The organism is uncultured Marinobacter sp. (assembly GCF_913055835.1).
GTDB lineage: Bacteria > Pseudomonadota > Gammaproteobacteria > Pseudomonadales > Oleiphilaceae > Marinobacter.
In genome coordinates this window covers 14,270-38,988 of the sequence record NZ_CAJXKQ010000032.1, presented here as the reverse complement: position 1 = coordinate 38,988, position 24,719 = coordinate 14,270, and the positions used below count along the sequence as shown (strand labels likewise).

At 58.1% G+C, this 24,719-nt stretch carries 23 protein-coding genes; 9 read left to right on the top strand and 14 right to left on the bottom strand.

The window, feature by feature from the left end; genetic code table 11:
- Positions 1-68: 68 nt before the first annotated feature.
- On the bottom strand, positions 69-1,895 hold the full coding sequence (locus tag QZ534_RS15305; RefSeq protein ID WP_296935583.1) for an ABC transporter ATP-binding protein: 1,827 nt from the start codon (positions 1,893-1,895) through the stop codon (positions 69-71).
- Positions 1,896-2,039: 144 nt separating this feature from the next.
- On the opposite strand from QZ534_RS15305, the gene QZ534_RS15300 reads away from it, so the two are divergent.
- Complete coding sequence (locus QZ534_RS15300; protein WP_296935581.1) at positions 2,040-3,494, top strand: hypothetical protein; 1,455 nt, start codon at positions 2,040-2,042, stop codon at positions 3,492-3,494.
- Positions 3,495-3,617: 123 nt separating this feature from the next.
- Here QZ534_RS15300 and QZ534_RS15295 read toward each other — a convergent pair whose 3' ends face one another.
- Positions 3,618-5,066 carry a rhomboid family intramembrane serine protease gene (locus QZ534_RS15295; protein WP_296935579.1) on the bottom strand — a complete coding sequence of 483 codons (1,449 nt, stop codon included), beginning with the start codon at positions 5,064-5,066 and terminating at the stop codon, positions 3,618-3,620.
- A 322-nt stretch (positions 5,067-5,388) separates the two neighbouring features.
- Between QZ534_RS15295 and QZ534_RS15290 the strand changes: the two genes are divergently transcribed.
- Positions 5,389-5,829, top strand: coding sequence for an OmpA family protein (locus QZ534_RS15290; protein ID WP_296935577.1), 441 nt, complete (start codon positions 5,389-5,391; stop codon positions 5,827-5,829).
- Between the two features lie 305 nt (positions 5,830-6,134).
- Complete coding sequence (locus tag QZ534_RS15285; RefSeq protein ID WP_296935575.1) at positions 6,135-6,788, top strand: DUF2202 domain-containing protein; 654 nt, start codon at positions 6,135-6,137, stop codon at positions 6,786-6,788.
- A 68-nt stretch (positions 6,789-6,856) separates the two neighbouring features.
- On the opposite strand, the gene QZ534_RS15280 is transcribed toward QZ534_RS15285, so the two are convergent.
- The 5 genes from QZ534_RS15280 to QZ534_RS15260 all read right to left on the bottom strand — a co-directional run bounded on the left by QZ534_RS15280 (position 6,857) and on the right by QZ534_RS15260 (position 11,047).
- The gene (locus tag QZ534_RS15280; protein ID WP_296935573.1) at positions 6,857-7,258 is read right to left on the bottom strand and encodes an MAPEG family protein; all 402 of its coding nucleotides are present in this window, start codon (positions 7,256-7,258) and stop codon (positions 6,857-6,859) included.
- A gap of 2 nt (positions 7,259-7,260) precedes the next feature.
- Positions 7,261-7,503 (bottom strand): GlsB/YeaQ/YmgE family stress response membrane protein, encoded by a 243-nt coding sequence (locus tag QZ534_RS15275; protein WP_127334016.1) that lies wholly within the window; start codon positions 7,501-7,503, stop codon positions 7,261-7,263.
- A 95-nt stretch (positions 7,504-7,598) separates the two neighbouring features.
- The gene (locus QZ534_RS15270) at positions 7,599-8,297 is read right to left on the bottom strand and encodes a 1-acyl-sn-glycerol-3-phosphate acyltransferase (RefSeq protein ID WP_296935569.1); all 699 of its coding nucleotides are present in this window, start codon (positions 8,295-8,297) and stop codon (positions 7,599-7,601) included.
- 48 nt (positions 8,298-8,345) lie between these two features.
- Complete coding sequence (locus tag QZ534_RS15265; protein WP_296935567.1) at positions 8,346-8,936, bottom strand: class GN sortase; 591 nt, start codon at positions 8,934-8,936, stop codon at positions 8,346-8,348.
- Positions 8,933-11,047: a marine proteobacterial sortase target protein gene (locus QZ534_RS15260; protein ID WP_296935564.1), complete on the bottom strand. Its 2,115-nt coding sequence runs from the start codon at positions 11,045-11,047 to the stop codon at positions 8,933-8,935. Before QZ534_RS15260 ends, QZ534_RS15265 begins: the two co-directional genes overlap by 4 nt.
- A 193-nt stretch (positions 11,048-11,240) precedes the next feature.
- On the opposite strand from QZ534_RS15260, the gene pdsR reads away from it, so the two are divergent.
- From pdsR to QZ534_RS15245, 3 genes are read left to right on the top strand one after another with little or no spacing between them, the layout of a single operon-like run.
- Positions 11,241-11,942, top strand: a complete 702-nt coding sequence (gene pdsR, locus QZ534_RS15255) for a proteobacterial dedicated sortase system response regulator (RefSeq protein ID WP_296935562.1) — start codon at positions 11,241-11,243, stop codon at positions 11,940-11,942.
- A 3-nt stretch (positions 11,943-11,945) separates the two neighbouring features.
- Positions 11,946-13,976: an ATP-binding protein gene (locus QZ534_RS15250; RefSeq protein ID WP_296935560.1), complete on the top strand. Its 2,031-nt coding sequence runs from the start codon at positions 11,946-11,948 to the stop codon at positions 13,974-13,976.
- Between the two features lie 18 nt (positions 13,977-13,994).
- Positions 13,995-15,302, top strand: a complete 1,308-nt coding sequence (locus QZ534_RS15245) for a DUF3422 family protein (protein WP_296935558.1) — start codon at positions 13,995-13,997, stop codon at positions 15,300-15,302.
- Here QZ534_RS15245 and QZ534_RS15240 read toward each other — a convergent pair whose 3' ends face one another.
- Positions 15,303-16,094, bottom strand: a complete 792-nt coding sequence (locus QZ534_RS15240; RefSeq protein WP_296935556.1) for an ATP-binding protein — start codon at positions 16,092-16,094, stop codon at positions 15,303-15,305.
- An 84-nt stretch (positions 16,095-16,178) separates the two neighbouring features.
- Between QZ534_RS15240 and QZ534_RS15235 the strand changes: the two genes are divergently transcribed.
- The 3 genes from QZ534_RS15235 to cysK all read left to right on the top strand — a co-directional run bounded on the left by QZ534_RS15235 (position 16,179) and on the right by cysK (position 20,621).
- Positions 16,179-16,622, top strand: coding sequence for a methylglyoxal synthase (locus QZ534_RS15235; protein ID WP_296935554.1), 444 nt, complete (start codon positions 16,179-16,181; stop codon positions 16,620-16,622).
- 68 nt (positions 16,623-16,690) lie between these two features.
- Positions 16,691-19,600 carry a transporter substrate-binding domain-containing protein gene (locus QZ534_RS15230; protein ID WP_296935553.1) on the top strand — a complete coding sequence of 970 codons (2,910 nt, stop codon included), beginning with the start codon at positions 16,691-16,693 and terminating at the stop codon, positions 19,598-19,600.
- Between the two features lie 49 nt (positions 19,601-19,649).
- Positions 19,650-20,621, top strand: coding sequence for a cysteine synthase A (cysK, locus tag QZ534_RS15225; protein WP_296935552.1), 972 nt, complete (start codon positions 19,650-19,652; stop codon positions 20,619-20,621).
- A gap of 5 nt (positions 20,622-20,626) precedes the next feature.
- Here the strand turns inward: cysK and QZ534_RS15220 are convergent, their stop codons facing one another.
- From QZ534_RS15220 to QZ534_RS15195, 6 genes are all read right to left on the bottom strand, one after another.
- On the bottom strand, positions 20,627-21,139 hold the full coding sequence (locus QZ534_RS15220) for a hypothetical protein (RefSeq protein WP_296935550.1): 513 nt from the start codon (positions 21,137-21,139) through the stop codon (positions 20,627-20,629).
- A gap of 2 nt (positions 21,140-21,141) precedes the next feature.
- Positions 21,142-21,435 (bottom strand): hypothetical protein, encoded by a 294-nt coding sequence (locus tag QZ534_RS15215; RefSeq protein ID WP_296935548.1) that lies wholly within the window; start codon positions 21,433-21,435, stop codon positions 21,142-21,144.
- A 137-nt stretch (positions 21,436-21,572) separates the two neighbouring features.
- Positions 21,573-22,856, bottom strand: a complete 1,284-nt coding sequence (locus tag QZ534_RS15210; RefSeq protein ID WP_296935546.1) for a glycerophosphodiester phosphodiesterase family protein — start codon at positions 22,854-22,856, stop codon at positions 21,573-21,575.
- A gap of 100 nt (positions 22,857-22,956) precedes the next feature.
- A complete protein-coding gene (locus QZ534_RS15205) occupies positions 22,957-23,214 on the bottom strand; it encodes a YdcH family protein (protein WP_296935544.1) in 258 nt (85 codons plus the stop codon).
- Positions 23,215-23,329: 115 nt separating this feature from the next.
- Positions 23,330-24,184, bottom strand: coding sequence for a DNA ligase (locus tag QZ534_RS15200; RefSeq protein ID WP_296935542.1), 855 nt, complete (start codon positions 24,182-24,184; stop codon positions 23,330-23,332).
- Between the two features lie 76 nt (positions 24,185-24,260).
- Entirely contained in the window at positions 24,261-24,710 is a 450-nt protein-coding gene (locus QZ534_RS15195) for a DUF4124 domain-containing protein (RefSeq protein WP_296935540.1), read from the bottom strand.
- Positions 24,711-24,719: the final 9 nt, after the last annotated feature.

The window sequence follows — 24,719 nt, the reverse complement described above, 5'->3', positions numbered from 1 at the left end:
TCTTTTACGGACGCAAAAAGCGACAGATCAGTTTTTGTTGTAAGGGGAAGTAAACTTTATGGGCCGGATTACATCTGGCGCTCGCCATAGAGCTGGGCGTAGAGACCCTCTCTGGCAATCAGTTCATCGTGATGCCCTTCCTCGATGATCCGGCCGTCTTCGAAAACACAGGCACGATCTGCCTGTTTAACGGCACTTAGGCGGTGGGCAATGATGAGGGTGGTGCGCTGTTTCAGGAACGCTTCCAGGTCTCGATGGAGCTGGAACTCGGTTTCCGCATCCAGCGCTGAGGTGGCTTCATCCAGGATCACCACCGAGGGGTCAGACAGGATCATCCGGGCAATGGCCAGGCGTTGGCGCTGCCCACCAGAGAGACGGACACCCTGGCGGCCAATCACAGTATCGAGCTGGTCATGCATGGCAGCGACCGTGGTATCCAGCTGGGCAATTCGCAGAGCATCCCAGAGATCGGCGTCGGGCTTGTCCCGACCAAGCGTCAGATTCTGGCGAACGGTATCGTTGAACAGGGCCGGGTGCTGGAGCACCGTCGCCACGTGCTCACGAAGACACGGCAAGCCGATACGCTGAACCGGCACGCCATCAATCAGCACCTCACCTTGTTGCGGCGTATACATGCCGAGGATCACCTGGATCAGGGTCGACTTGCCGCCGCCACTGGCGCCCACCAGCGCGACCTTTTCGCCCGGCGCCAACTCCAGATTGATGCCTCGAAGAACCTCCTCCTCCTCGCCGTAGGCAAAGTGGATATTCCTGAGAGAAAGCCCGACGGTATGCCGGTCCCGGAAAGGGTTCTCCAGCGCAGGATAGCGAGGCTCTTCCTCCAGTTTCAGCAATCGGTTGATCCGCCCGAGCGCCGCATTGGCTGCGAACCAGGCGTACTGCATGTTGAGCATTTCCTGAACCGGCGTCAGCATGAACCAGAGATAGCCGAAAATGGCGAACATCATGCCGATGCTCAGGTCGCTGAACAGCACGGTTACCATGGCCGCGGCCCGGAAGGCATCAACCCCAAACTGGAACAGTGCGAAGCTGGCCCGGCTGGCGGCATCGCTGCGCCATTCGAACTGTATGGCGTGATCACGCACGTTTCGGGCGCGGTCGATCAGTTGGCGGAGGTAATGCTTTTCCCGGTTGGCCGCCCGCAACTGGTGAATGGCATCCAGGGTTTCGGTGAGGTCGCCCTGGAACTCCTCGTAAGCGCTGTTCTCCCGACGCTTCAGTTCCTTGACCCGCTTGCCAATCAGAATCGTGGCGAAGATCACCAGCGGGTTGAACAGCAAAATCAGCAGGGCCAACTGCCAGTGCACCCAGAGCAGCACCAGGGCGGTACCGAATACCGTGAGACTGGCCACCAGAAACCGGCTGATGGTCGTACCCAGAAACTGGTCAACGGTATCCAGATCAGTAATGAAATGACTGCTGATCCCGCCGGAGCCCCGAGTCTCGTATTCGGACATGGCCACGCGCTGCAGGCGACCCAGCAAACGGGAACGAATGCGGAACACCACATCCTTGGAAACCTTGGAGAACTCCCTGGACTGTAAGACATTGAACGACAATGCCGCCACCCGGAGCAGAAAAGCCGCCACAACCATCAGCCCGATATAAACCACCGGCGTTTCCCAGCTCCCCGGCAATAACGAATTCATAACCGGCAATACCGGACCAGGCTCGTCCAGCAGCACTTCATCCACCAGAACCGGAAGCAGCAGGGGCACCGGCACACTCATGACGGTGGCCATGATGGCCAGCAGATTTGCGCGCACCAGCCGGGGCTTGTGCTTGAGCGCAAGCGCGAAGATATCCCGCCAGGTGTACGACTGCCGGGTTTCACGGGTATCGATACCGGTTACGCTGTTTTGCGGGTGTTCCAAGCAACCTCCGGATAAGCAAATGTGCCCGGTTGGATACGCCCGGGAACTGACATTAGTCTACCTGTTAACTGGTTTGCTGCGCTCAAAACCGACATCTGTCATCATGAGCCAACGATTTTCTGATGGACCAGGACCCAAGCACCTGTGAAACACGATTGCCACTATCACCCCGGCGACCCTGCCAAATGGCACTGCGGAGAGTGCCAGATTCACTATTGCAGCCGCTGCATGCCCGATGCCGACACCCGCCAGCGCAGAGCCCTGTGCCCGCACTGCAGCAAGGCCATGCGATACCTGGGCGCGGCCACCGAAGTGGTCCCGTTCTGGCAGCGACTCGGCGCGTTCTTCCGCTATCCGTTCCATACCGATCCGCTAATCGTTATCGCCATCTGTACCCTTGTGCCGGTGGTGGCTCCTGCCAACCTGATCGGCATCCTGATCTGGCTGGTACTGGCGCTTGCCCTGTTCAAGTACACCTATGCGGTGATCAACCACACCGCCGAAGGTCACCTGAAACCGCCGGCCGTGTCCGTGGCCTTCACTGGCAGCGGCTTTGATATTGTCATTCTGCAGTTGCTGGTCTTCGTGCTGATGGGCGGTCTGGTTGGCGCTTCCGCCATGCTCGGCGGCCCGATCCTGATGCTGTTGGCGCTGGCGTTTGTCATCCTGGCATTACCGGCCAGCATTATGGTGCTGGCCATGGAGCGCTCAGTGGGTGCGGCGGTGAACCCGATGAATCTGGCAGTGCTGATCTCGCGAATCGGAACCCCCTATTTCCTGCTCTACGGCTACCTAATCTTGCTTACCCTCGCCTCTGGTGCGGCCCAGGACTTTGCCGTCAATCACTTTCCATTCTGGGTGGCCCAGCCCCTGGCCGGCTTCCTGAACAGTACCTTCACACTGATCCTGTTCCACATGCTGGGCTACCTGTTGTTCCAGTATCAGGAGGAGCTGGGATTTGCCTCGGACATTCAGGACGAAACCGCCGGCCAGGACACCCACCAGCGCGACCGCAGTGCCCGTTTCGATGCCGACATCGACATGAACCTGAAAGATGGCAACTATGATCGTGTGCAGAGCATGTTGAAGGAAGCGCTGAAGCGGGATCGGGACAACGCCCTGAGAATCGGCCAGTTGTACCAGCTACTGACGGCCCGCCAGGACACCGACGAACTCTACCGCTACCACCCGCGCATCCTGGGCTGGCTCGCCGATCGCAACGACGGCGAAGGTATCGCTGGCGTGCTGAACACGCTCCAGCAAGCAGAACCCGGCTTCAAACTGGAGGATCCCGACCTTTCGGTACGCTGCGCCCGGGCCCTGTACCATCGGGGCCAGTTCAAGCCTGCCTTGCGAGTGCTGCAGGATTTCCACAAGCGCTTCCCGGACAGCGAACAACTGGCCCCGGCCTATCTACTGGTGGCGCAGACCCTGGCCAACGGATTATCCCAGTGGGAAAAGGCGACGGCCTTCCTGACGTTTATCCAGAAGAAATGCGTGAATCATCCGCTTCATGAGCAGATCGCGGTTTATATGGAGCAGGCGCGGAATAAAGAGCCTTTGAAGGGACCCAGGGCGTCTTTTTCGGTTCAGGAGTAAGGCAGGGTAACGGGGACGGCTTTCCAAAACACGCTGTGAATACATCCATGTACGCTTGGCTCCGCCATCCATGGCTCCGCACAGTTTTGGAAAGCCGTCCCCGTTACCCTGCCCCGAGCTGTGTCAGTTGGCCTGCAATAATTGGCGATAATGACGGGCCTTGGGGGCCATCTGCCGTTTTTCGAACTCTTCCGCCAGTATCCGACAGGCCTCGGTGGTCAACATGTCATCACCGGTGCTTTTCAGCCGCTCGAAGGCTTTCTCTGCAGCTTTCAGATCATGCTGTTTCAGGCTGGTAAACAACACCCGGTTATGGTCCTGCGCCGATAACGGCTGATAGCTTTCTCCCTTGCCCAGGTATTCCTGCCAGATGGCAATCATCTGCTCTGGCTGGCGTCGGCTGAGGGCATCGTTCATCAGCTCCTTGGCCCGATCCCGGTACTCGGGCAGATCTGGCCGGAGTTTGGCCAGCTGGTAGAGATGTTCCAACAGAATATGGCGTTCGGGGTAATGCTCGCGCAGGGCCTCGAACTGCCGCCGGGCGAGATCGAACTCCATCCGGCCGAGGCTGGCCATGGCCTGGGCGTAGCCGGTGGTAAAGCGGGCATCCTGCTCTTCCTCGTCCGGCTCGAAGAATTCCTCGCGCACCTGCAGCCAGCTTTTCCCAAGCAGCCAGACCAGACCGGCGCCTGCGATCAGGCCGCCAGCGTGAGCCATATAAGCGATACCGGTGGCACCGGCATACCAGTAATCGTAGATTTCCTTGCCGATCCACACTGGCAGCAGGGCGATGGCGGGCGCCCGGAAGTAGTTGAAATAGACACCGAGGAAGTAGAAGAAACGGATTTTCTGCAGCCCGTAAATGGCCACGTACATGCCCATCAGCCCCGAGATTGAACCGGAAGCACCGACCAATGGCACGTAGCTACCCGCCGAAACCGCAGTAAACATCAGACCAGAGAGGGCCCCGCACACCAGATAGGCAATCAGGTAACGGCCAGGCCCCAACGCTTTCTCAACGGTAAATCCGAGCAGGAACAGGAAGATCAGGTTACCGATAATGTGGCCCCAGCCGCCATGGAGAAACTGGTAGGTAATGAGGGTATACAGCGACAAATCGGCAGGCACCAGACCGAGCTGGTTGGCGCTGAGTTTCTGCAGGTATTCCTGCTCAATGGCGCCGCGCTCTTCCTGCCAGTGCGCCCGTTCTGCCGGTGCCCAAATGACATCGCGGTTTTGCAGCAGGTACTGGTAGAACTCACGGTCCATCATCAGGTTGATGGCCAGCCAGAAGTTTTCGTTCTCTTCCCGCAGTTGTTGAAACTGCTGGAGTTCGTAGACCCGGCTCTCTTCGCCCTGAAACTGGATCTGCCGCTGCAGGTAATCCTCGTAGGCCGGAGCCTCAAGCTTGTGAAGGTCGGCAGCCAGGTATTGTTCGACCGCTTGCTCAAGTTTGCGGCTATCGCCCCCCTGATAGAACAGAAAAACCAGCAGGCAGGCCATGATCAGGCCAAGGGTCACCCAGGGCGGGCGTTTCCAGTTAATGGCGTTTTCGGCGGGGATAATCAGCATGGGCGGTCACAATTCATCACAATCTGTCCCTGAAAGTCTGCTTTTTACCACAGCCGCGCCTTCTTTTCGCGCTCAAATGGAATCCAGTGCATAGGTCGCACTGGGTCAATCCCGGAAATGTGGCACACCCCACAGAGTCGGGAAAGCCCTAAACCCTGGCCCGGTTGTCATTGGGATGTCACAGAAATGACATTCAATTGGTTCCATCGACGGACTGTACCGGGCCACCTATCGACCTTTCGCCAATTGCCGTTGTTCCTGCTCCAGCCAATAGTGAACAGGAATAACAAGAAAAACCGGATATCGAACCAAGGATTTTCAGATGACCGTACTCGTACTGGACAACCCGGAGCTGATTGCCAATGCCGCGATAGCCGCCGGCCTTACCATGGCCAACTTCGAAGCCGGAATCAGGCGGCCGCACCGCATGAAGTTTCATTACGGCTTCAACAAGCATTCACTGAACGGTGATGACATTGCCTTCCTGAAACAGCATGCCGCATACCTGCAGAAATACCCTTCGATCAGCGTCAGAATTCATGGCCACTCCGACAACTTCGGTTCGGAAGACTATAACCGGTTTCTCTCCCGGTTGCGGGCCAATGCGGTGGCCCGGATTCTCACGCAGGAAGGCATTGCGGAATCCCGGATTCTGGTGAGTCACTGGGGCTCGGCCCGCCCTCTGGCAACCCCGGAAGATCGGGCTGCCAACCGACGTGTTGAACTGGAATATCTGACGTTGGATGTAGCTCAGGCGCTCTGAGCATAGACATACCCCACCGACTGCCCCCGGAACTTTCTGCAGATCCGGGGGTGGCATGACGTAATTCAATGGCGAGGAAACAAAATCGAGGCCATCCTCGCACTTCCGGAATGCCAATCTTTCTCATCTTTAAGGCATTAAAAGCATTAACTGCATTAACGCAAAAAGTTATTTTTTCAGTTAAATCAGATGGTTAATTACAAAAAAGAAAGCAAACTTACATTTATTTAACGAACCTTTTGCCCGATATGCTCGTCTTAGTCATGTATCCAGGGTTTACCTATTACCTGACTAGAGAGGTCACTATGAACGCAAAACCCTTCATCACTGCCGCACTCATAAGTTCGATGCTTCTTACCAGTGCCGCATTCGCCGCAGGCGGATCCCGCAATAGCGACGGCGGTGGCCGGTCGACCGAAACAGCCAACTCGGAAGACCTGACCAACATCGAAATCAGCGATCTGCAGTTCATGCGGGAAGAGGAAAAGCTTGCCCGGGACGTCTATCTCACCATGGACCAGTACTGGGGTGACAGGACACAGGTTTTCGCTCAAATCGCGCTTTCGGAAGAGAGCCATACCAGCACAGTGGATTACCTGTTAAACAAGTTTGACGTTGAAGATCCTGTAGTGAATGACACAATCGGCGTGTTCACCAATCCGGAACTTCAGGCGCTCTATGATGAGCTGGTTGCCAAGGGCAAGAACTCGTTTATTGATGGCCTGTTCGTGGGGGGCCTGATCGAAGAGAAGGATATGAGAGATATTCTGGCCGCTATCAACCAGACTGATGAGCGCGCCATTATTCTTGCCTACTCCAACCTGCTTGATGGCTCGAAAAGCCACCTGAAAGGCTTTGTAAGCGTGATTGAGGCCCAGGGACTGACATACGAGGCACAGGTTCTGGATCCTGAAGAAGTGGAGCTGATTCTCCACGACGAGAGCCAGATTGAGGAATAATCTGTGGTGAAACTGGCTTATCGAAGCCTGAACGGGGCGGCCACAAGCCGCCCCGTTCTTTTATTGCCCTAACCGTAAACCTGCCAGACGTTCCACAGCAGCAACAATGCGGCCACCAGGATTGCCAGCCAGGTCAGCAGTATGCCGATCATCCGGGCCCAGTGGGTGCCACCACGCCCGTTGATCATGCCAAAAGCGTGCAGAATACGGCCAACCACCAATGCCATACCTGTCCAGTAGATCAGGCCGCTGGCGACGCCGTTGAGCTCGGCGATGGCCAGCATGATCAGCCCAATAGGCGCATACTCTACCAGGTTGGCGTGGGCCCGGACCGCCGCTTCGAAGTCGCGGTCGTCGGTGATGCCCAGCCCCTTTTTATACTTCAAACGAAATTTGACGACCTGAGCCGACAAAACCAGCAAAAGAATGCCAATGACTGCGGCAAACACTCCGGTTACGGGTACGATCATGCTCAGGCCTTCTTGATTGCGCTAACGATAGCGAGAAGCAACACCGCGCCCACGGTTGCCGTCACCAGCTCACCAACAGCACCCTGTGCCGCCAGACCCAACAGGCGGAAAACAAAACCGCCGATAAACGAGCCGACAATACCAATACCAATGTTGGCCAGAACGCCAAAGCCACGGCCTTTCATGATCAGCCCAGCCAGCCACCCGGCAACACCACCAATAATCAGAAACAGAATCAGATTCATCTCTTGCCTCTCCCTGAGGGTCGTTGAACGAAACGATCAGTTCCGAAAGACTGCCCTGTTTCCATTGGTGCTTCAAGCACTTCCAGACGAGCCGATCACAGTGCGGCAATCGTCTCCGACATTTTCTTGTGGCAACGCTCGATCAGTTCCGGAATATCGTCAGCCGTGAGGCCCTCGGTTTCGATAGGCGGAAGAATCCGAATAGCCACGGACTCACGTCGGCCAGTGCAGCCGACCGCCTCGTCGGCGTACTCCTGAACGCAGACCATGGTGAGCGGAGCACCCGATGCCACCGCAGCGTGAAAGGCGCCTTTCTTGAATTTTTGCAATCCTCGCCCCCTGCTGCGCGTGCCTTCAGGGAAAACCCAGAGACTTTTCCGGTCGCGGGCGATGGCACTGCTCGTGGCCTTCATAACCGCAATGGCCTTGTGGGAGCGCGCGCGATTGAGGATAACGTTGCCGCCCAGCCAGAACACCTGACCAAAGAAAGGCACCCACACCAGTGACGATTTACCGACCGTTACGGTTCGCGGCGGCAACAGGTCGCCCAAAACAAAAAGATCGTCATTATGCTGATGGTTGGCAATGACGACGGTTGGCCGGTCCTGCGGCATGTTCTCCCAGCCTTCCAGCGGCCGCTCCATACCAAGGACTGCCCGCCCGAAACGGGCCACAGCACGCGCCAGGAAACGATTGTTATCCGGATTGAACGGCCGTGCCGCGTAGAACACCAACGCGAACAGGCAGATGATCGGCACGCTCAGCCACGCCAGCAGTTTTCTGATAACACCCATGCAAACACACTCTGCAACCAAATTTTGGCGCACAAGTGTACGCCAACTTTATATTCCGGCAACAGTTTCAATTTGTTCCCGTTGTTTGCCCTCCACGGAGGCCCTCACTACATATCTCAGCGGCCCGTTGGCATCGACACTGTCGAACGGGTAACAGGTCACCAGCAGCAGCGTCCCCGCCGGCAAACGCTGGGTATCGATCAGCTCCACACGGCTGTCCACCACCCGGGCACCTTGCACTCGGTAACTTTGCCAACGGCCATCCAGGTCCTGCAGGCGAATTTCGTTTCCGGTTTCCAGTGTTTTCAGGCTCCGGAAATGGGTATCCCGGTGCCCGGCAATGATCACCGCTCCGGCATGATCATCGTTACCTGTTAACCAACCCGGACCAAAGGCCAGACTCTCGCCATGGGTACCGGCCAGAACAATCATGGAATCGTTCAACTCCGGTATGGCCAGGCGGGCCACCGGCCAGGTATCCGCCCAGGGCCAGGGCCGCGATTCCGTCTGCCGGGCCTGGCTTTCTGCCCAGGCCATCTCCAATAGTTCCTGGGCAATGGCCGCCTTGAGCGGAATCCATAACCCGAATACCAACAAGGTAGCAGAGCTGGTCAACAACAGGAGCAGTAGCCTGGTCATGCGATTGTCCTCCTCTGCAGCAGCAAAATCGCAATGGAGAACATCAGCCCTACCAGACCGAGTGCGATCAGCAAGGGCGCTGATGTTGCCGTCTGTGGATAGCGCAGCATGCCGGCCTGGCTGCCTGCCGGCAGAAGCGTGGGCAAGTTATCCGATTCCACAGGCGCTTCTGCATTGCGCACCAGCGTGGAATCCACGGCCACAAAGCTGGTGTAGGCCGACATCAATCCGTGCCTTACTGCCAGCTCGGTAATGCCTGCCTGATCCGGCTCCCGGTCCGTTACCCTCGCCTCATCTTCCATGCTGTCGATCTTCTCTCTCGCCCAGTGCCGATTAAGCCCGGTTGCCGGGGCGGCCTGCTGCAGGTCCAGCGTTCTGCTCCATTGCTCGCCACCCGGCAGGCGGCCCGACACCACCAACTCACCCATGGGAGGAATACCCCGAACCACATGCATCAGCGGCTCGCCCTGAAACAGATCGCCTGGCCGCCCCGGAAAAGATTCCTTGCCTGCATGCTGGCCGGGCCATTTGACCCGGACATCCGTCAGAACCGGCGACTCCATGGCAGAAAACAAGGCCTTAAGAGGGCCGTCTACATCAGAAGGGGAATGAATCGCCGTGTAGGTTCCCCGACCCCAGCGGGCGGCCTCACGCATGAAATGCCTGTTCGGCGCCGAACCAATGCCCACCGTGAACAACCGCTGATTGCCCAGTTGCCGACGAATCTGCCGGAACAGCGCTGCCTCATTACCCACGGCACCATCGGTGATGAAAATCACCTGTCGCACCCTGGCCCCGTCTTCATTTTCACTTGCCGTCTCCAGGGCCCTGGACAGGGCCGGCGCCATCTCCGTACCGCCGTCCGCCCGAAGCCGGTCCACATACTGCCGGGCCCTTGCAAGGTTGTTTCCGGTGGCGACTTCCGGCTGCATGAACAGGGAATGGGTCTGGCTGTTGAACTGGATGACATTGAACCGGTCCCTCGGTGTCAGCGTGTCGAGACCGGCCTGAAGCGCACTCCGGGCCTGGCGGATCGATTCGCCCGCCATGGAGCCGGAGGTGTCGATCACAAACACCAGATCCCGGGGCAACGCCATGGTGCCGCTTTCGCCGGGCACCAGCATGGCCATGAGGTAGTCCTCCACTTCCCAGGACTGATGAAAAATCGCCGCCGAGGGTTCCAGCCCCGCAACCGGACGCCAGCGCACCACGAAATCGCGGTTCATCAGTATCTTGCCGCCATCGGGGCGGACCCTGAACGTCTGGCCATCCTGACCGGTAACGAGCCGATGTGACGGGCTGGAGACACTCTCGAGTGCCAACCCGGAATCAATCACCAGATTGATCGACGCCCGGTGGCTGTCTGCGGCTACATCAGCCGGGTTCACCGTAAACGGACTGATGGCACCGGCATCCGGCACCTCGGTCGTCGGCATTGCCCAGCCGCCTTGCCACTGATCCGGTGCGGTGCTGACCGGCGCTCCTGGCATGTAGCGGGGCGTCAACGTGGTCGGAACCGTGAGTTCGAACACCCCGGCCTGATACTGCACCGGCTGCTGGTACTTCAGCTCCACCGAGACCGTCTCCCCTGGCGGGATATTGGCAACCCGGGCGGTAAACAGGTTCGGACGCTGCTGCTCCACATTCGCCGCATGCTGCCCGGCCTGTTTTGCTTTCTCATAGGTCCGGCGCGCCGTCTCCTTCGGCTGCACCTTACCCTCGATGGTCCGCTCGCCCACTTTCATGGTCAGGCCGTAAACACTGGCCTTCTCCGGCAACGGAAAAACAAAAACCCCTTCCCTCCACTCGTCACTGGTATTGCGGAAACTCCTCAGCAGCCGGGAGTCGGCAATCAGTCCGCTGACCCGTATGTCGAATTCACTATCCAGCACGAGCGCCGGTTCCTGCCATTGCCCCTGGCCGTCGACAAAATGCAATTGGCCGACGTTTTCTACCTCATTCGCCTCGGCATAGAGTGGATGGACAAACAGCATCAGCATAACTGCCAGCCAGAGACTCACTCCTTCCATAAAACGTTTTAGCCGGAACCGCTGGCGTTTTGAAACGGCGGCTTTTGAGTAGAGCCTGAGAGGAGAACTGGAAATAATCATGAGAGAATCCTTATGGCTGCATGACTGTGCGAAACACCGCCATTTCAGCAATCCGGAAAGGAACTCCCATGGCAGATTGCGACAAACCGCCCTCAAAAAATGATGAATTATGGCAACAACGGCCTGCGCCCTTGTTATCGCCATCTGCCATGGTTAAATAGACCGACACCGGCAATGGGAAGCAGCCGCCATCATGAAGAAACACGTTGTACTGATCGAAGACGAACCCGCCATCCGCGACAACTACCGCGCCGCGTTCGAGCGCCGAGGCTATCGCGTAAGCTCTCACGGCGACCGCTCGTCTGCCTGGCAGGTGCTGCGTCAGTCACTGCCGGACCTGGCCATCATCGACGTTGGCCTGGGCGATGAGCCGGAGGGTGGCTTCGCCCTGTGCCAGGACCTGAGATCACTGTCCCAGACCCTGCCAATCATCTTTCTGACTGCCCGTGACAGCGACATCGATTCCGTCCACGGCCTGCGCCTGGGCGCCGATGACTATGTCACCAAAGACATGAGCCTGGACCACCTGCTGGCCCGTGTGACCGCCCTGCTCAGACGGGCCGATGCCTGGGCCGAAGCCCTCCAGAAGCCGGATGAAGTGCTTCAGCGGGGCAAGCTCACCCTGAATGTCGATCGCATGACCGTCGCCTGGAACGGAACGCCCATTGACCTGACCGTGACAGAATTCTGGATGCTGCATTCCCTGGTGCAGCACCCCGGCCATGTGCGCAGTCGCGAACAACTGATGGAAGCTGCCAGCACCGTGCTGGACGACAACACGGTCACTTCCCACATCAAACGCATCCGCCGCAAGTTCCTGCAACTGGATGAGGCCTTTGATGGTATCCAGACCGCCTACGGGATGGGCTACCGCTGGAACGCCCGTGAGGTCTGAACCTTGAGCCTCAAGCGCCAGCTGTTCGTCGCCAGCCTGCTGATGCTGCTGATCCCCTGGGCGGGTCTGCAGTTTGTCCTGGAACTGGACGACGCCCTCCGCCAACAGGCCCGGCTGCAATTGCAGGCCCAGGCCGGAAGACTGGCCGAGACTGCCGGCGACCAGATAATCGGCAGCTCCGTTATCAGGCCTGATGAGCCAGCCATCTACGTCGAACCACTGGCCGGCAACCTGAACCTGGATGGTTATGGCCACGATTGGCCGGGGTATGACGAAGACGACGAGGCAAGAAACTGGCAAGGCCAGACCAGCACAGAAACCGGCGAGCCAGTCCTGCAGTGGCAGGCTGCGACCGACCGGCGAAACCTGTATCTGCTGATCCGCGTCAACCATCGGCAACCCGTGTTCTTTAATCCAGGCAATCCGACTCAGCCCTATGACCGGCTCAGGCTCTGGCTGGAACCGCCCCCCGGAAACCTTGCTCCCGAGGGTACCCGGACATCCTGGCTATTACGCACGCCGGCTCCGGGCCAGCTTTATGGTTTCGACGAGGCCAGCCAAAAGACGGATTACCGCATTTCCGCCTTCATGCACCAGATCACCGGGGCCTGGCAACTGGAACTGAAACTGCCCATGCCGGCGGATCGCAGCCGTTTGGGTTTTGCGGCCTTATGGGGCACTGACCAGGTAACCGGCATCTCCACGCCCGTTGATCCGCTGCCGGTTCTGGTCAGTCGCAACCTGGCCCTGGAGCGCCAGTTGGAGCCAGAGCTGAACCAGGGACAGCAAGTCCGCCTTGTGGAACCGGCCGGCTGGGTAATCGCACGACAGCGGTCTGACTCTGCCGAAACAGCGCCCGAGTTCGACAGTCTCAGCCCGGTTCAGGTCATCGAACAGATCAGTCTCAACGCGCTCCGGGGCCTGGTTCGCCTCTACCAGCCGGAACCCACAACTATTGAAACCGGCACTAACCGTGTGGAGATTAAAGCGCTACCGGATTCGGGCCTGGTCCGTCATGAAGACGACAGCATCTGGCTGCTGACCACCCGGGAAGTTTTCGGTGGTCGCACGCTGATACTGGAGCAGTCACTGGACCAGCTCCTGACCCTCTCCGGCTCTGCCCTGGGCTCGGTCATTGCCCGCAGTACACTCATCATTGTTGCTCTCACCCTGGTTCTGCTCGGCTACGCCAGCTGGCTGTCATGGCGAATTACCCGCCTGCAGCGCGCTGTCAGTGCCAGCATTGACGAAGACGGCCGGATTACCGGCAGAGTGCCGGATGCCCGAAGCAAGGATGAACTGGGCCAGTTGCAGCGGCACTTCAGCCTGATGGTGGACCGACTCCACGGCTACAACCGCTACCTGGAAAGTTTCTCCCGGCGACTGTCCCATGAGCTGAAAACGCCCGTCGCAGTGGTGCGTTCCTCGCTGGAAAACCTGAACCACAGCGACTCGGAAGAAGAACGAAGGCAGTACATTGAACGGGCGGCCTCAGCCACCGAGCGCCTTCGGCAAATACTCCACGGCATGAGCGAAGCAGCCCGGCTTGAACAGAGCCTGGACCATGCGGATAAGGAACCGTTTGATCTCGCCGAAGTGGCTGCCGAAGCCACCGCCGCCTACCAGGCCCTCGATCCCAGCCATCAGATTCGCTATTCGGGGCCCGATGCGGGCTGCATGATCACCGGCTCTCCAGAACTGATGGTGCAGTTGCTCGACAAGCTGGTGGACAACGCCCGGGATTTCACACCACAGGATGGCCTGATTGAAGTGGGTCTGGAAACCACGCCAGAAGGCCTGTGCCTATCGGTTTTCAACCAGGGCTCGACGCTGCCGGAAGACACCACCACTGACATTTTCAGCCCGTTTGTGTCGATGCGGGATGGTCAGGAACAAGGCCATCTGGGGCAGGGCTTGCTGATCGTCAGCCTGATTGCCGACTACCATGGTGCCCGGGTGGAAGCCCGAAACCGCACCCAAGGTGGCATTGACGGCGTAAGCTTCCGGGTTATTATCCCTGCCATCCATTCTTGAAAACAGGAACTTCCCGCCGTGAGTGCACGCCTGGACTCCCTCGATATTCATCCGCTTCGGAACGAGCTATACAACGAGCTGCATTCGCGGCCGTTCCAGGTGCTACCAACACCCGCGCGGGTCACCCAGATGGCAGTGCTGACCACGCCCGAGCAGCGGGAGCAGCAATTCCGGCACCTTCAGGAACTCCACCGGTTGATGGGGCATCCGGTGCCGGAAAAGGAAGTGGGCTGTTTCGAGCACACGTTTGGTTCTCTGCGGGTGCGTCGCGAAATGCACATGGAATTCGCGTCCTACACGTTCATCAATCTGGAAGCCGGCGATGAAACGCCCTTTACCGAGACCGGTATCACCCCGCTGCCCAATGGATGGCTGGAGCAGTTGACCGGCACGGTGATCGCGGCCTTCCATCTGGAAGTAAGGCCCGCTGTTGATGGCACCGAAGGCGACTTGAGTTATGTGCGCAAACACTTCGAAGGCATGCGACTGGTTGGCTCCAGCCCACAGGAAGGCGCCGCCCGGGTATGGGGCACCTTCCGTCTGCACAGTGACGGCTTTGGCCGGTTCATGGTGATGAACCACCACATGTCAGACAGCCAGCTGGGCCGGCTGACCCAGCGCCTGATGGAGATTGAAACCTACCGCCTGATGTCGCTGCTGGCGCTGCCGGTTGCCCGGGAAATCACGCCGTCCCTGAACGATATGGACGAAAAACTGGCGGTCATCACCCGGTCACTGGCGGAGAATGAAGATGTGGATGAAGAAAAGTTGTTGGCCCAGCTGACCAACATTGCCGCCCGTATCGAGGCCTTCCGGGCCCACTCCACGTTCCGTTTCTCAGCCACCCGGGCCTATCACCAGCTGGTTCTGACCCGCCTGGAGGAACTGCGGGAGGACGAACTCTCCGGCCACCTGACCCTGACCGAATTCATGACCCGCCGGCTGACACCGGCGGTGAAAACCTGCGAAGCGGTGAGTGAGCGCCTGGAAGACCTGTCGCGCCGGGTCGACCGGGCCTCGGACATGATGCGCACCCGGGTGGAACTGGCCATTCAGAGCCAGAACCAGCAACTGCTCAGTTCCATGGACCGGCGCTCCAAGATCCAGCTGATGATGCAGCACACCGTGGAGGGTTTCTCGGTGGTGGCCATCACCTATTACCTGATTGGCCTGCTCAAATTCGGGCTGGATTCGGTTTATGAAGCCGGCGTTGCCTTCAACAAGACGTTGGTGCTCGGCATCGCCATTCCTGTGGTGATGACCCTCGTGTTTCTGGGTGTCCGGGTGGTTCACCACCATTTCATCAGGATGGCCAAACGGCAGTAGCTACTTCAGTTTTCCCAGCTCCTGCTCGCCGGCAAACTGGCGGTAGAACTGTTGGGCCGTTCGGCCGTTGCGCACGCCCTTGGCAGTGGCGAAGCGAATCGCCTCGCGGTGCAGGCCTTCACGGTCATCAAACTTCGGAAAAAGCGCGTCCACGGCCTGCAGGTATACGTCCTGCGAAAAGGCATAGAAGGATAGCTGCAGACCGAAGCGGTCGGCCAGAGATACCTGTTCTTCGATCGCCTCCGCCGGATGCAGCTCCCCGTCCCGCATTTCGCTCTTGAGGTTGTCGGACATGAACTCCGGCATCAGGTGTCGGCGGTTGGAGGTTGCATACACCCGCACATTCTCCGGCGGCAGCTCCAGGGAGCCCTCAAGCACACTTTTCAGGGCCTTGTAGCTGGACTCTCCCACATCAAACGACAGGTCGTCGCAGAAAATCACGAACCGGAACGGCAGATCGCAGATGTCATCGACAATTTCCGGCAGGTTGACCAGATCATCCTTATCCACCTCGATCATCCGCAGCCCGCGCTCCTGATAGCGATTCAGCAGCGCCTTGATCAAAGATGACTTACCCGTGCCCCGGGAGCCCCAGAGCAACGCGTTGTTGGACGGCTCCCCTGCCAGAAAGCGCTCGGTGTTGCGGGCCAGGGCCTGCTGCTGTCGGTCAATACCCTTCAGATCCTGCCATTGCACCGGATCAAGCCGGCGGATGGCACGAAGCCCAGAGCGATGGCGACGCCAGACGGCGGCCGGGGTGGATTGCCAGTCAAAGGCTGCAGTCGCGGACATAAACCTCTTTCCTATTCCGTCGCGGGTCAGGCTGTGAAACACTGATCCCTGTAAAAACCGTGATAACAGGAGACTTTACCCCAAATGGCCGTAAAATCCGTCGCTTTGGTGGCACACGACAACAAGAAAAAGGAACTGGTGGACTGGGTTGCCGAAAACCGCACCCGCTTCGCCCCGCTGAAACTCTACGCCACCGGCACCACCGGGCGGCTGCTCCGGGATAACCTTGAACGGGATGACATTCACTGCCTGCTCAGCGGCCCCCTGGGCGGCGACCAGCAAATCGGCGCCAAGATCGCCGAGGGCGAAATCGACCTGCTGGTGTTCTTCTGGGACCCCCTCGAACCACAACCCCATGACCCGGACATCAAGGCGCTGTTGCGAATTGCGGCACTCTGGAACATTCCCGTGGCCTGCAACCGGGCCACCGCCGAATTCATTCTGACCTCGGCCTACATGACAGACGACCAGCATCAGCCGAGAAAACCGGACTTTTCCGATTACACCGGTCGTTCGGTCAGCGCCTGAGGCGGTAGGCAAGACCGGTGGTTATGACTACACTGTTAACGTAGCTGTAAAGGACCGCCGGCACGCCGATGAACACCCTAGCCACCCCCTGCCAATACCCGTTCAAGAGAGTGGCCGCTGCTGTTCTTTTTGCACTGGTCTACCTGATCGTCCCAACTTCGTCCGGCGCCCGGGAAGCGTCGGATACCGTTACCGTCGGCATCGTCGCTGACAACAAACCCTATTCCTTTAATGAGGGGCGCGGCGCCTCCGGTTTCTCGGTCGATATTCTGCGGGAAGTCGCCGAACAGGCTGATCTGCAGTTCAACTTCAGGGCCGGCAGCTGGCCAGAAGTCTACGGTGCCTTCATGCGGGGCGAACTTGACGTCATTGATGGCATCTCGTTTCGCCAGGACCGCGCCGAGCAGATCCTGTTTACCGAGCCTTACCACATTCGACAGACTTACCTGATGCATGACACCCAGAATCCTGTCGGGAATGTCGATAGCATTGAAGACCTCCGAGGCCTGAGAGTGGGTGTTGTGCGGGACATCTATTACCGCGATGCGCTTACCGCAAAAGACATCACGCTCAACACGTACGACTCGCTGCACAGCCTGATCCGGGCACTGGCTTTCGGTTGGGTGGATGTGATTATCGGGCCGCAACTTACTCTCCAGTATTACGCCAACGAGGCGGGCTTTCGTTTTCTTGCCATTGCCGGCAAGGCACCGCTGGGTGATCTTGCCCGCGAGGACTTCCGTATCGGCGTTCTGAAAGCCAATGAGGCCCTGTTCAATCAGATCAGTCAGGGCCTTGCGGAGATTCCGGATCAGCGCAAGCGGGAACTGTTGGAGCGTTGGCAGGAATTTGGCGGTGCCAGTCTCACCGGCTCGGGAAATTTTGTTCTCAGCCCCGAACAGCGCCAGTTCATTGCGGAAACCGGCCCGGTCCGCGTCGGGCTGATGCGGGACTATGCCCCCTACAGCTTTGAGAGTGGTACGCGCATCCAGGGCCTGACAGTCGATATTCTGAACCGGCTGTCAGATCTGACCGGACTACAGGTAATCCCCGTGGGCGGCCAATGGATCGAACTGCTGCCGCTGTTTCGTAACGGCGAGATCGACATACTGGCCAACATGTCGTTCAGCCCAGAACGCACCGCTTTCACCCGCTTCACCGAGCCATACCACACCATACCCAATGTGGCTTTCACCCGGGATCAGGATCTATCACTCAACACCCTCGAGGACCTGAAGGGTATGCGAGTGGCGCTGGGCTCCGGCATCTATTACGAACAACCATTGCAGGAAGCGCTGGGGGACGACGCCCGTATTTTCACCGCCCAGGATGCCATGTTCGAAGCCCTCGCCAGGGGCCAGGTGGATGTGGTTCTTGCGGCACTGCCCAACGGTAATTTCTGGGTTCGTGAACTGGGAATTCCGGGAGTCCGGATCGCCGGGGAACTGATCCTGGAAGGTCTGCCAGGTGAAGATCTCCGATTCGGCGTACGCCCGGGCCTTGCGCCTTTAGCCGGCATTCTCGATCAGGCCCTCGCCACTATCAGTGCCGAAGAAATTCGCACAATTGAAGACCGCTGGCTTGGCGCCAGCGGTGGAACCCGGCAGCCCGGCACTGGCGAAGCAAACCTGACCGAAACGGAACTGGCGTGGCTGGATAGCCGCGGCAACCGGGTGTCCATGTGCATTGACCCCGATTGGCTACCCCTGGAGGGTAGGGATGCCAACGGCAAGCACACAGGGCTTTCTGCAGAAGTGTTCCGACTGTTCGCCGAGAGCACGCCAATCCATTTCAACGTGGTACCCACCGACAATTGGCAGGAGTCCATGCAGGCTGCGCGGGAGCGCAGATGCGATCTGCTGGCGATGGCCATGAAAACGCCGGAACGCTCTGAATTCCTGAATTTCACCGAGCCCTATCTGGAAGTTCCCAACGTCGTCCTTGGCCGGATCGAAGCGCCATTCATCGAACGGATTGGAGATCTTCGCGGCCAGAAAGTCGGTGTTGTCGAAGGCTATGCCTTTGCCGAACTTCTGCAAACCCGCTACCCGTCCATGGAACTGATAGAAGTCAGCAACGAACAGGAAGGGCTTCATCGCCTTCAGAATCACGAGCTGGACGGCTACATCACAACCCTGGCCACCGCCAGCTATTACATGCAGGAGCTTGGTTTGGCGGATCTGAAAGTGATTGGAAGAATCCCCGCCGACTGGTCTCTGGCCGTTGCCATCCGGGACGATGAACCAGTTCTCCTCGGTATCATGCAAAAACTGGTATCCAGTCTGACCACCGAGGAGCGGCGGAGCCTGGAGAGCCACTGGCGTAACATCCAGTTGAAACAAACGGTGGACTACACGCTTATCTGGCAGCTTCTGATTGCTGGTGCCCTGGTGACAGCCCTGCTGATCTACTGGAACCGGAAACTGGGCCGTCTGAACAAGGAACTGGCGGTTGCCAATGAGACTCTGGGCCGGCTGAGCGTGACCGATGACCTGACCCAACTGGGCAACCGCAGCTACTTCGACCAGGAGTTCCGGAAAAGCTTCCAGTGGTGTCAGCGGCACGGCTCTGGCTTTGCCGTAGCCATGGTCGACGCCGATCACTTCAAGAAGATCAACGACACCTTCGGCCATGAGGCCGGCGACCTTTGCCTGCAGGCGCTGGCCGATACCATGCGCAAACACTTCCGCCGGGAAACCGATCGGTTGTCGCGGTTTGGCGGCGAGGAATTCGTAGTGTTTGCCAGCTACGAGGACAGCGAAGAAATTCGCAACCGCCTGGAGACATTCCGGGAGGCAGTCGCAAGTGCCTGCACCATATGCGGCCATGATGATATCCGGCTGACCATCAGCATTGGTCTGGCAACCGGGATTCCGGGCCCAGAGGACTCCCCGGCAGAATTTCTGAGACAGGCCGATCAGGCCCTGTACCAGGCCAAACAGAATGGCAGGAACCGCCTTGAGGTACGAGCGGTCTAAACAAAAGTGGTGCTAAACTGCGGGAAAACAAAAGGACAAGGAGAACGCCATGGCACGCATCTACGAGGACAACTCTCTCTCCATTGGCAATACCCCGCTAGTGAAACTGAACCGGGTCAACGAAGGCGCGACTATCTGGGCCAAGATTGAAGGCCGCAACCCGGCCTATTCGGTCAAATGCCGGATCGGCTCAGCAATGATCTGGGACGCGGAAAAACGCGGCACCCTGAAACCCGGCATGACCATTGTGGAGCCCACCAGTGGCAACACGGGTATCGCGCTGGCGTTTGTTGCAGCAGCCCGGGGCTATAAACTGGTGCTGACCATGCCGGCTTCCATGAGCCTGGAGCGCCGCAAGGTTCTGAAAGCACTTGGTGCAGAACTGGTACTGACTGAACCTGCCAAAGGCATGCCCGGTGCCATCGCCAAAGCCGAAGAAATCTTTGCCAGCGATCCGGATAACCATTTTCTACCTCAACAGTTCCAGAATCCGGCCAACCCCCGAATTCACGAGGACACTACAGGGCCAGAAATCTGGAACGACACCGACGGTGATATCGACATCTTCGTGGCGGGCGTGGGAACCGGAGGCACACTGACCGGCGTATCCCGTTACATCAAGGGCACCAAAGGCAAACAGATTACCACCGTCGCCGTGGAGCCGACGGATTCCCCGGTGATAAGTCAGGTGATGAACGGAGAAGATCCCAAACCCGCGCCGCACAAGATTCAGGGCATCGGCGCCGGATTCGTGCCCAAGAACCTGGATCTGGAGCTGGTCGACCGGGTGGAAGCGGTATCCAATGAAGACGCCATGGACATGGCCCATCGACTGATGCAGGAAGAAGGCATTCTCTGCGGCATCTCCTGCGGCGCCGCAGTGGTGGCTGCGGTTCGGATCGGCAAGCAGCCGGAATACCAGGGTAAGAATATTGTGGTGGTCCTGCCGGATACTGCAGAGCGGTATCTCTCGTCGGCATTGTTCGCGGACCGGTTTGGCGAACAGGAGAACGTTCAGTAGTCAGACTAGTGGCCGGATCCGGGACCTGAAGGGGGTTGGTCATCTTGTTCAGGAACCTCACCGGCACCGGATTGATCAGGGTCTGCGGATTCCGCCCGTTTCATCAGTACCATGCCGCCTTCCATCAGCAATGATTTGAGCCTGGGATCCTTCTGCTCTGCGATACCCACCGCGAAAGCCATCAACGCTGCCTCCAGGGGATTAGCTTTGATCAGATTGCGAATGGCATCGATGCCTGAGCCTGATTGCGTCTCGAATCCTTGGTGACGCTTGCTGGCGGAAACCGGACGCGTCAGGCGGTAGAACACGAGCGCAAGCAAGAGAATGCAAACGGAACCCGATAGCGCCATGGCGCCGGCCTCACCGAGCCAGGGGGACAGCCCAAGCACGGCTGCCTGAACAAGCAGGTAAAATCCGAAAAGCAGGAGGGCGGTGAGCAAGACCATCGCCAATACGAAGCCGATGACGGCCGCGGCAGCCTTGCGCATCGCACCCTGTACCTGAGGGGAATCGAGCATGATCAGCGATCAAGCATCTTGCCGACCAGGATGCCCGCCAGAAACATTACGATGATGCTGAGGAAAGGTCGCTCCTCGATTTTGTGTTCAACATCGTGGAAGGCTTTGTCCCCGGCATCCTTGGCGCGGTGCAGGGCCTCGCGACTCTCCCGCCGGATTTCATCCCGCAGACTGCTGATATTGCTTTTCTGGCTTTCCGAAACGGTCCGGGTCAGCTTGGCCAGGTCCTCGCGCAGCTCCTGTAAATCACGCTTGACCTGATTGTAGTCGTCCTGAGTAGTCGATTTGGCTTCCATGTTCTGCCTCCTTAAACAATAAATTTACTGCTAATTTGGCGTTGCCATAAAAAACACTCCTCCACCAGACATCGATTTTGGCGGAGTCACTCCCAGCGTAGCACATGGAATTCAGGCACAAGTTACCGGCAGTTAACTCAACGATTAGCCTTCAAAGGTTCTCCTGCCAATCCCACGCAGTTGGCGTAGAACGTAGTGGTAGCCGGCCAGTCCGAGAAAACTCCAATCACGCCCACCTCGCGGGCCAGAACATCAATCACTGTTAGCACATCACCATCGTTGTTAATGGCATCGGTCACTGTCTGATAGTACCAGCCGCCGCCATCTTTCAGCGTGCCGCTGCGCTCAACGGTCCAGGCAATCAGGTCCAGGCCGGCTTCACGCGCATTCCCTGCGTACGGGGACGGAACGATCTGTCCCTCGCTGTCCAGAGTCAGGAGCTTCCAGAGCGCCGGCGCCAGAATATTCACGCCTTGAGCCTTAAGCCTTTGCAAGTGAGCCAGTGAGGTGTTTTCCTGCGTCGACTCAGACTGATCCAGTAACACCGCCTGCTGGCCAAATTCCGGCATCTCATCTACCCAGAACAGGACGTCCTTCAAATTGAAGGACTGGGGCCAGACGTCTTCGGGCTGCACACCGGCATCAATGTAATCCTGGATCATCTGACGGGCATAATCCTGCTGGCTGTAATTACCCTCGAAGGGCATATCCACCACCGGTGTTTTCAATTCCGGAGTGAACTTCGCACCCATAGCCTTGAACAACTCGATGCTCTCCCGATGAGTCATCAAGGTGCCCCGGCTGGCGTAGAGATCGGTTCGCCAGTCTGCGGTGCCAGCCAGGTATTCCTCCGGCGTGGTTGCCATGGGGTTGTAGGCATCCATCTTCCCCGTCAGGGACTTGAACTCGGCCAGGGTAATATCGCTGGTGCGACACTCGGCCTGTGCCGGCGTGCCCGTGGCAGGATCGGCGGGCACAAAAGGTTGGGTACACTTGGCATTCAGCGCTGGAACGGCAACAATATTAGTGGTGGTATGAAGGTCGTCCTGGGCATGTCGGCAAACCAGTTCCCGATCACTGGTAAAGGCGACATCACATTCCAGAATACCCGCGCCCATGCGAGCTGCCGCGATGTAGGATTCACGGGTGTGTTCGGGAAACTGCAGGGGTGCGCCCCGGTGGCCGATAGAGAAGTCCGTTTTTTCGACAGTGTCGGTATTACAGGCTTGAAGGCGCTTTTTGAGCGGCCCCTCATCCATGGCATCAACCAGCCAGAAAGGTCGCGGCCCCAAATGGACAGTGGACTCCGACGGCCCAGTAGCCGAAACCATTGAAGGCGTGGTGTTGTCTTCAACAGTAGCTGCTTGCGCCGGGGAGAGCGCCATGCACAGCGCCAGCCCCGAAAGGATCCGTAACGTCATAATCTCCTCCTTGTGAAACGGATGATACCGTATCAACAGTCTCCCCAAGGAGGATTACGGCCAATTGACGGCCGATGCAGGATTTTCTGGCAGCTTGCCTTCAGCTCGCCGCGGAAGCCTCATACTCGCGAATCATGGAAAACAACTGGTCTTTCAGATTCAGCCGTTTCTTCTTCAGGGTTTCCAGGTACTCATCAGACGTGTTCTCAGCGCCGGTTTCGATGCGATGCACCTCATGGTCCACTTCATGATATTCATCAAACAGCTTGGCAAAGTGCGTGCTGTTGGTCTTGAGAAGATGAATGGCTTCTTTGGATTCAGGCAGTTCGTGAATAAGATCGTGTTTTTCCAGGGACATTCGCGCAGTCTCCATGACTGTGGGGGATGAGATGTAGTTGACTCATCCCAGTGTATGACTCGCTGCGCTGGTCGGTCTTGATCCCCGTCAAGCGTCAGTGTGCCTTCACACCCAATTAACGCACAGGCTCATCGTTCCGGATACGGAGAAAACTGGCAAAGCGAGGCAGGCCGGTGGCGGTGAGGCCATAGTGTTTGAATGTGATCGTGGTTCCCGGTCTGGGAGGAGACGCTCGCTCGGAATCGCTGAATCCTGAACCAATCCGGAATTGCCTGCCATCTTCCAACTGCACCAGCAGTGACCCCATCAACCCCTCGTATTTGCCCTTGCCCGGCACGTGATGAACCACCACCGCTTCGGCATCCTGATACTGTTTTACTTTCAGCAGATCATCGGAGCGCCCACTTCGGTAATGACTGGACCCCAGCCTCAACATCAAACCCTCTGCCCCGCCGCCGACCACCTTATCCAAACGCTGCATCAGTTTCTCATGGGTGCTCGCCCGTTGCTGATCGACAAGCGCCATGTAGGGTGATTCAACCTCTTCGATTAATACCCTGAGCCGTGCCAGGCGTTGATCGAAGTTTGCCTCCTTGTCGGGAAAATCAAACACCATGAACCGAATCCGCTGCCAAGCGTCGTCATCGGGCACTACCTGACGCACCGCCCCTGACAATTCCGCAAAACGGCCGCGCCCCATCCAGAGCTCACCGTCGAGAGGATGCGCTGGAAACCCTTCGGTGAACCAATCAGGCGCGCGGTATTCATGACCGCCACGGGACAGAAACCGCTCGCCAGTCCAGAATGCGCGCACCCCGTCGAGCTTTTCACTGACCCAGTACCCATCCAGCGGCATGCCCTTTTGATACACGTTGGCAAGTGACAGCTCGGGCGGTTTCGCTACCGCCGCGGGGGAAAACAGAAGGGAAATCAGCACCGACAGCACGGCACTGAACAATCGAAACGGCATGGCAATTCCTTTGCTCTCAGTTGCTTTTTCCTACAGAGGCCAGACTTCCCTTCCGCCCCTGGTCATCAACAGCGGATTAGTCGTTTCCGCAGGTGTTCCTCACCTTTTCCCGGAAATCCTCACGAATACGAGTATTTTCGGCCTCATTCACATAGACCCGCTCGCCCTGATCGTTGATGTTGTAAAAGGTCGAAACGCTGGCAAGAAACTTGAGGCGCGCCCGAAGCTGTCTGCACAGCTCGGCTTGCTTCTCCGCCTTTTCCTCGGCTTTGGCATTGGCAGCCTGCCGCGTCTCACGCTCTTCCTGCTGCTGCTCCAGAAACTCGGTCATCTTCTGATGCCGTTCCCGGGCACCTGCATCCACGCTGGCCGGAGCGGCCTTTACCGTAACTTCACTTGATGCCGTCTTGGCCGGTGGACGGTCTCCAAAATGGGTCTGGCCGTTGGCGTCGACCCATTTGTAGACGCCGGCGTTTGCGGAGAGGGGGATAAGGCAGAGGAGCGTTAGGGCTATTTTTACAGACACTGCGAATTC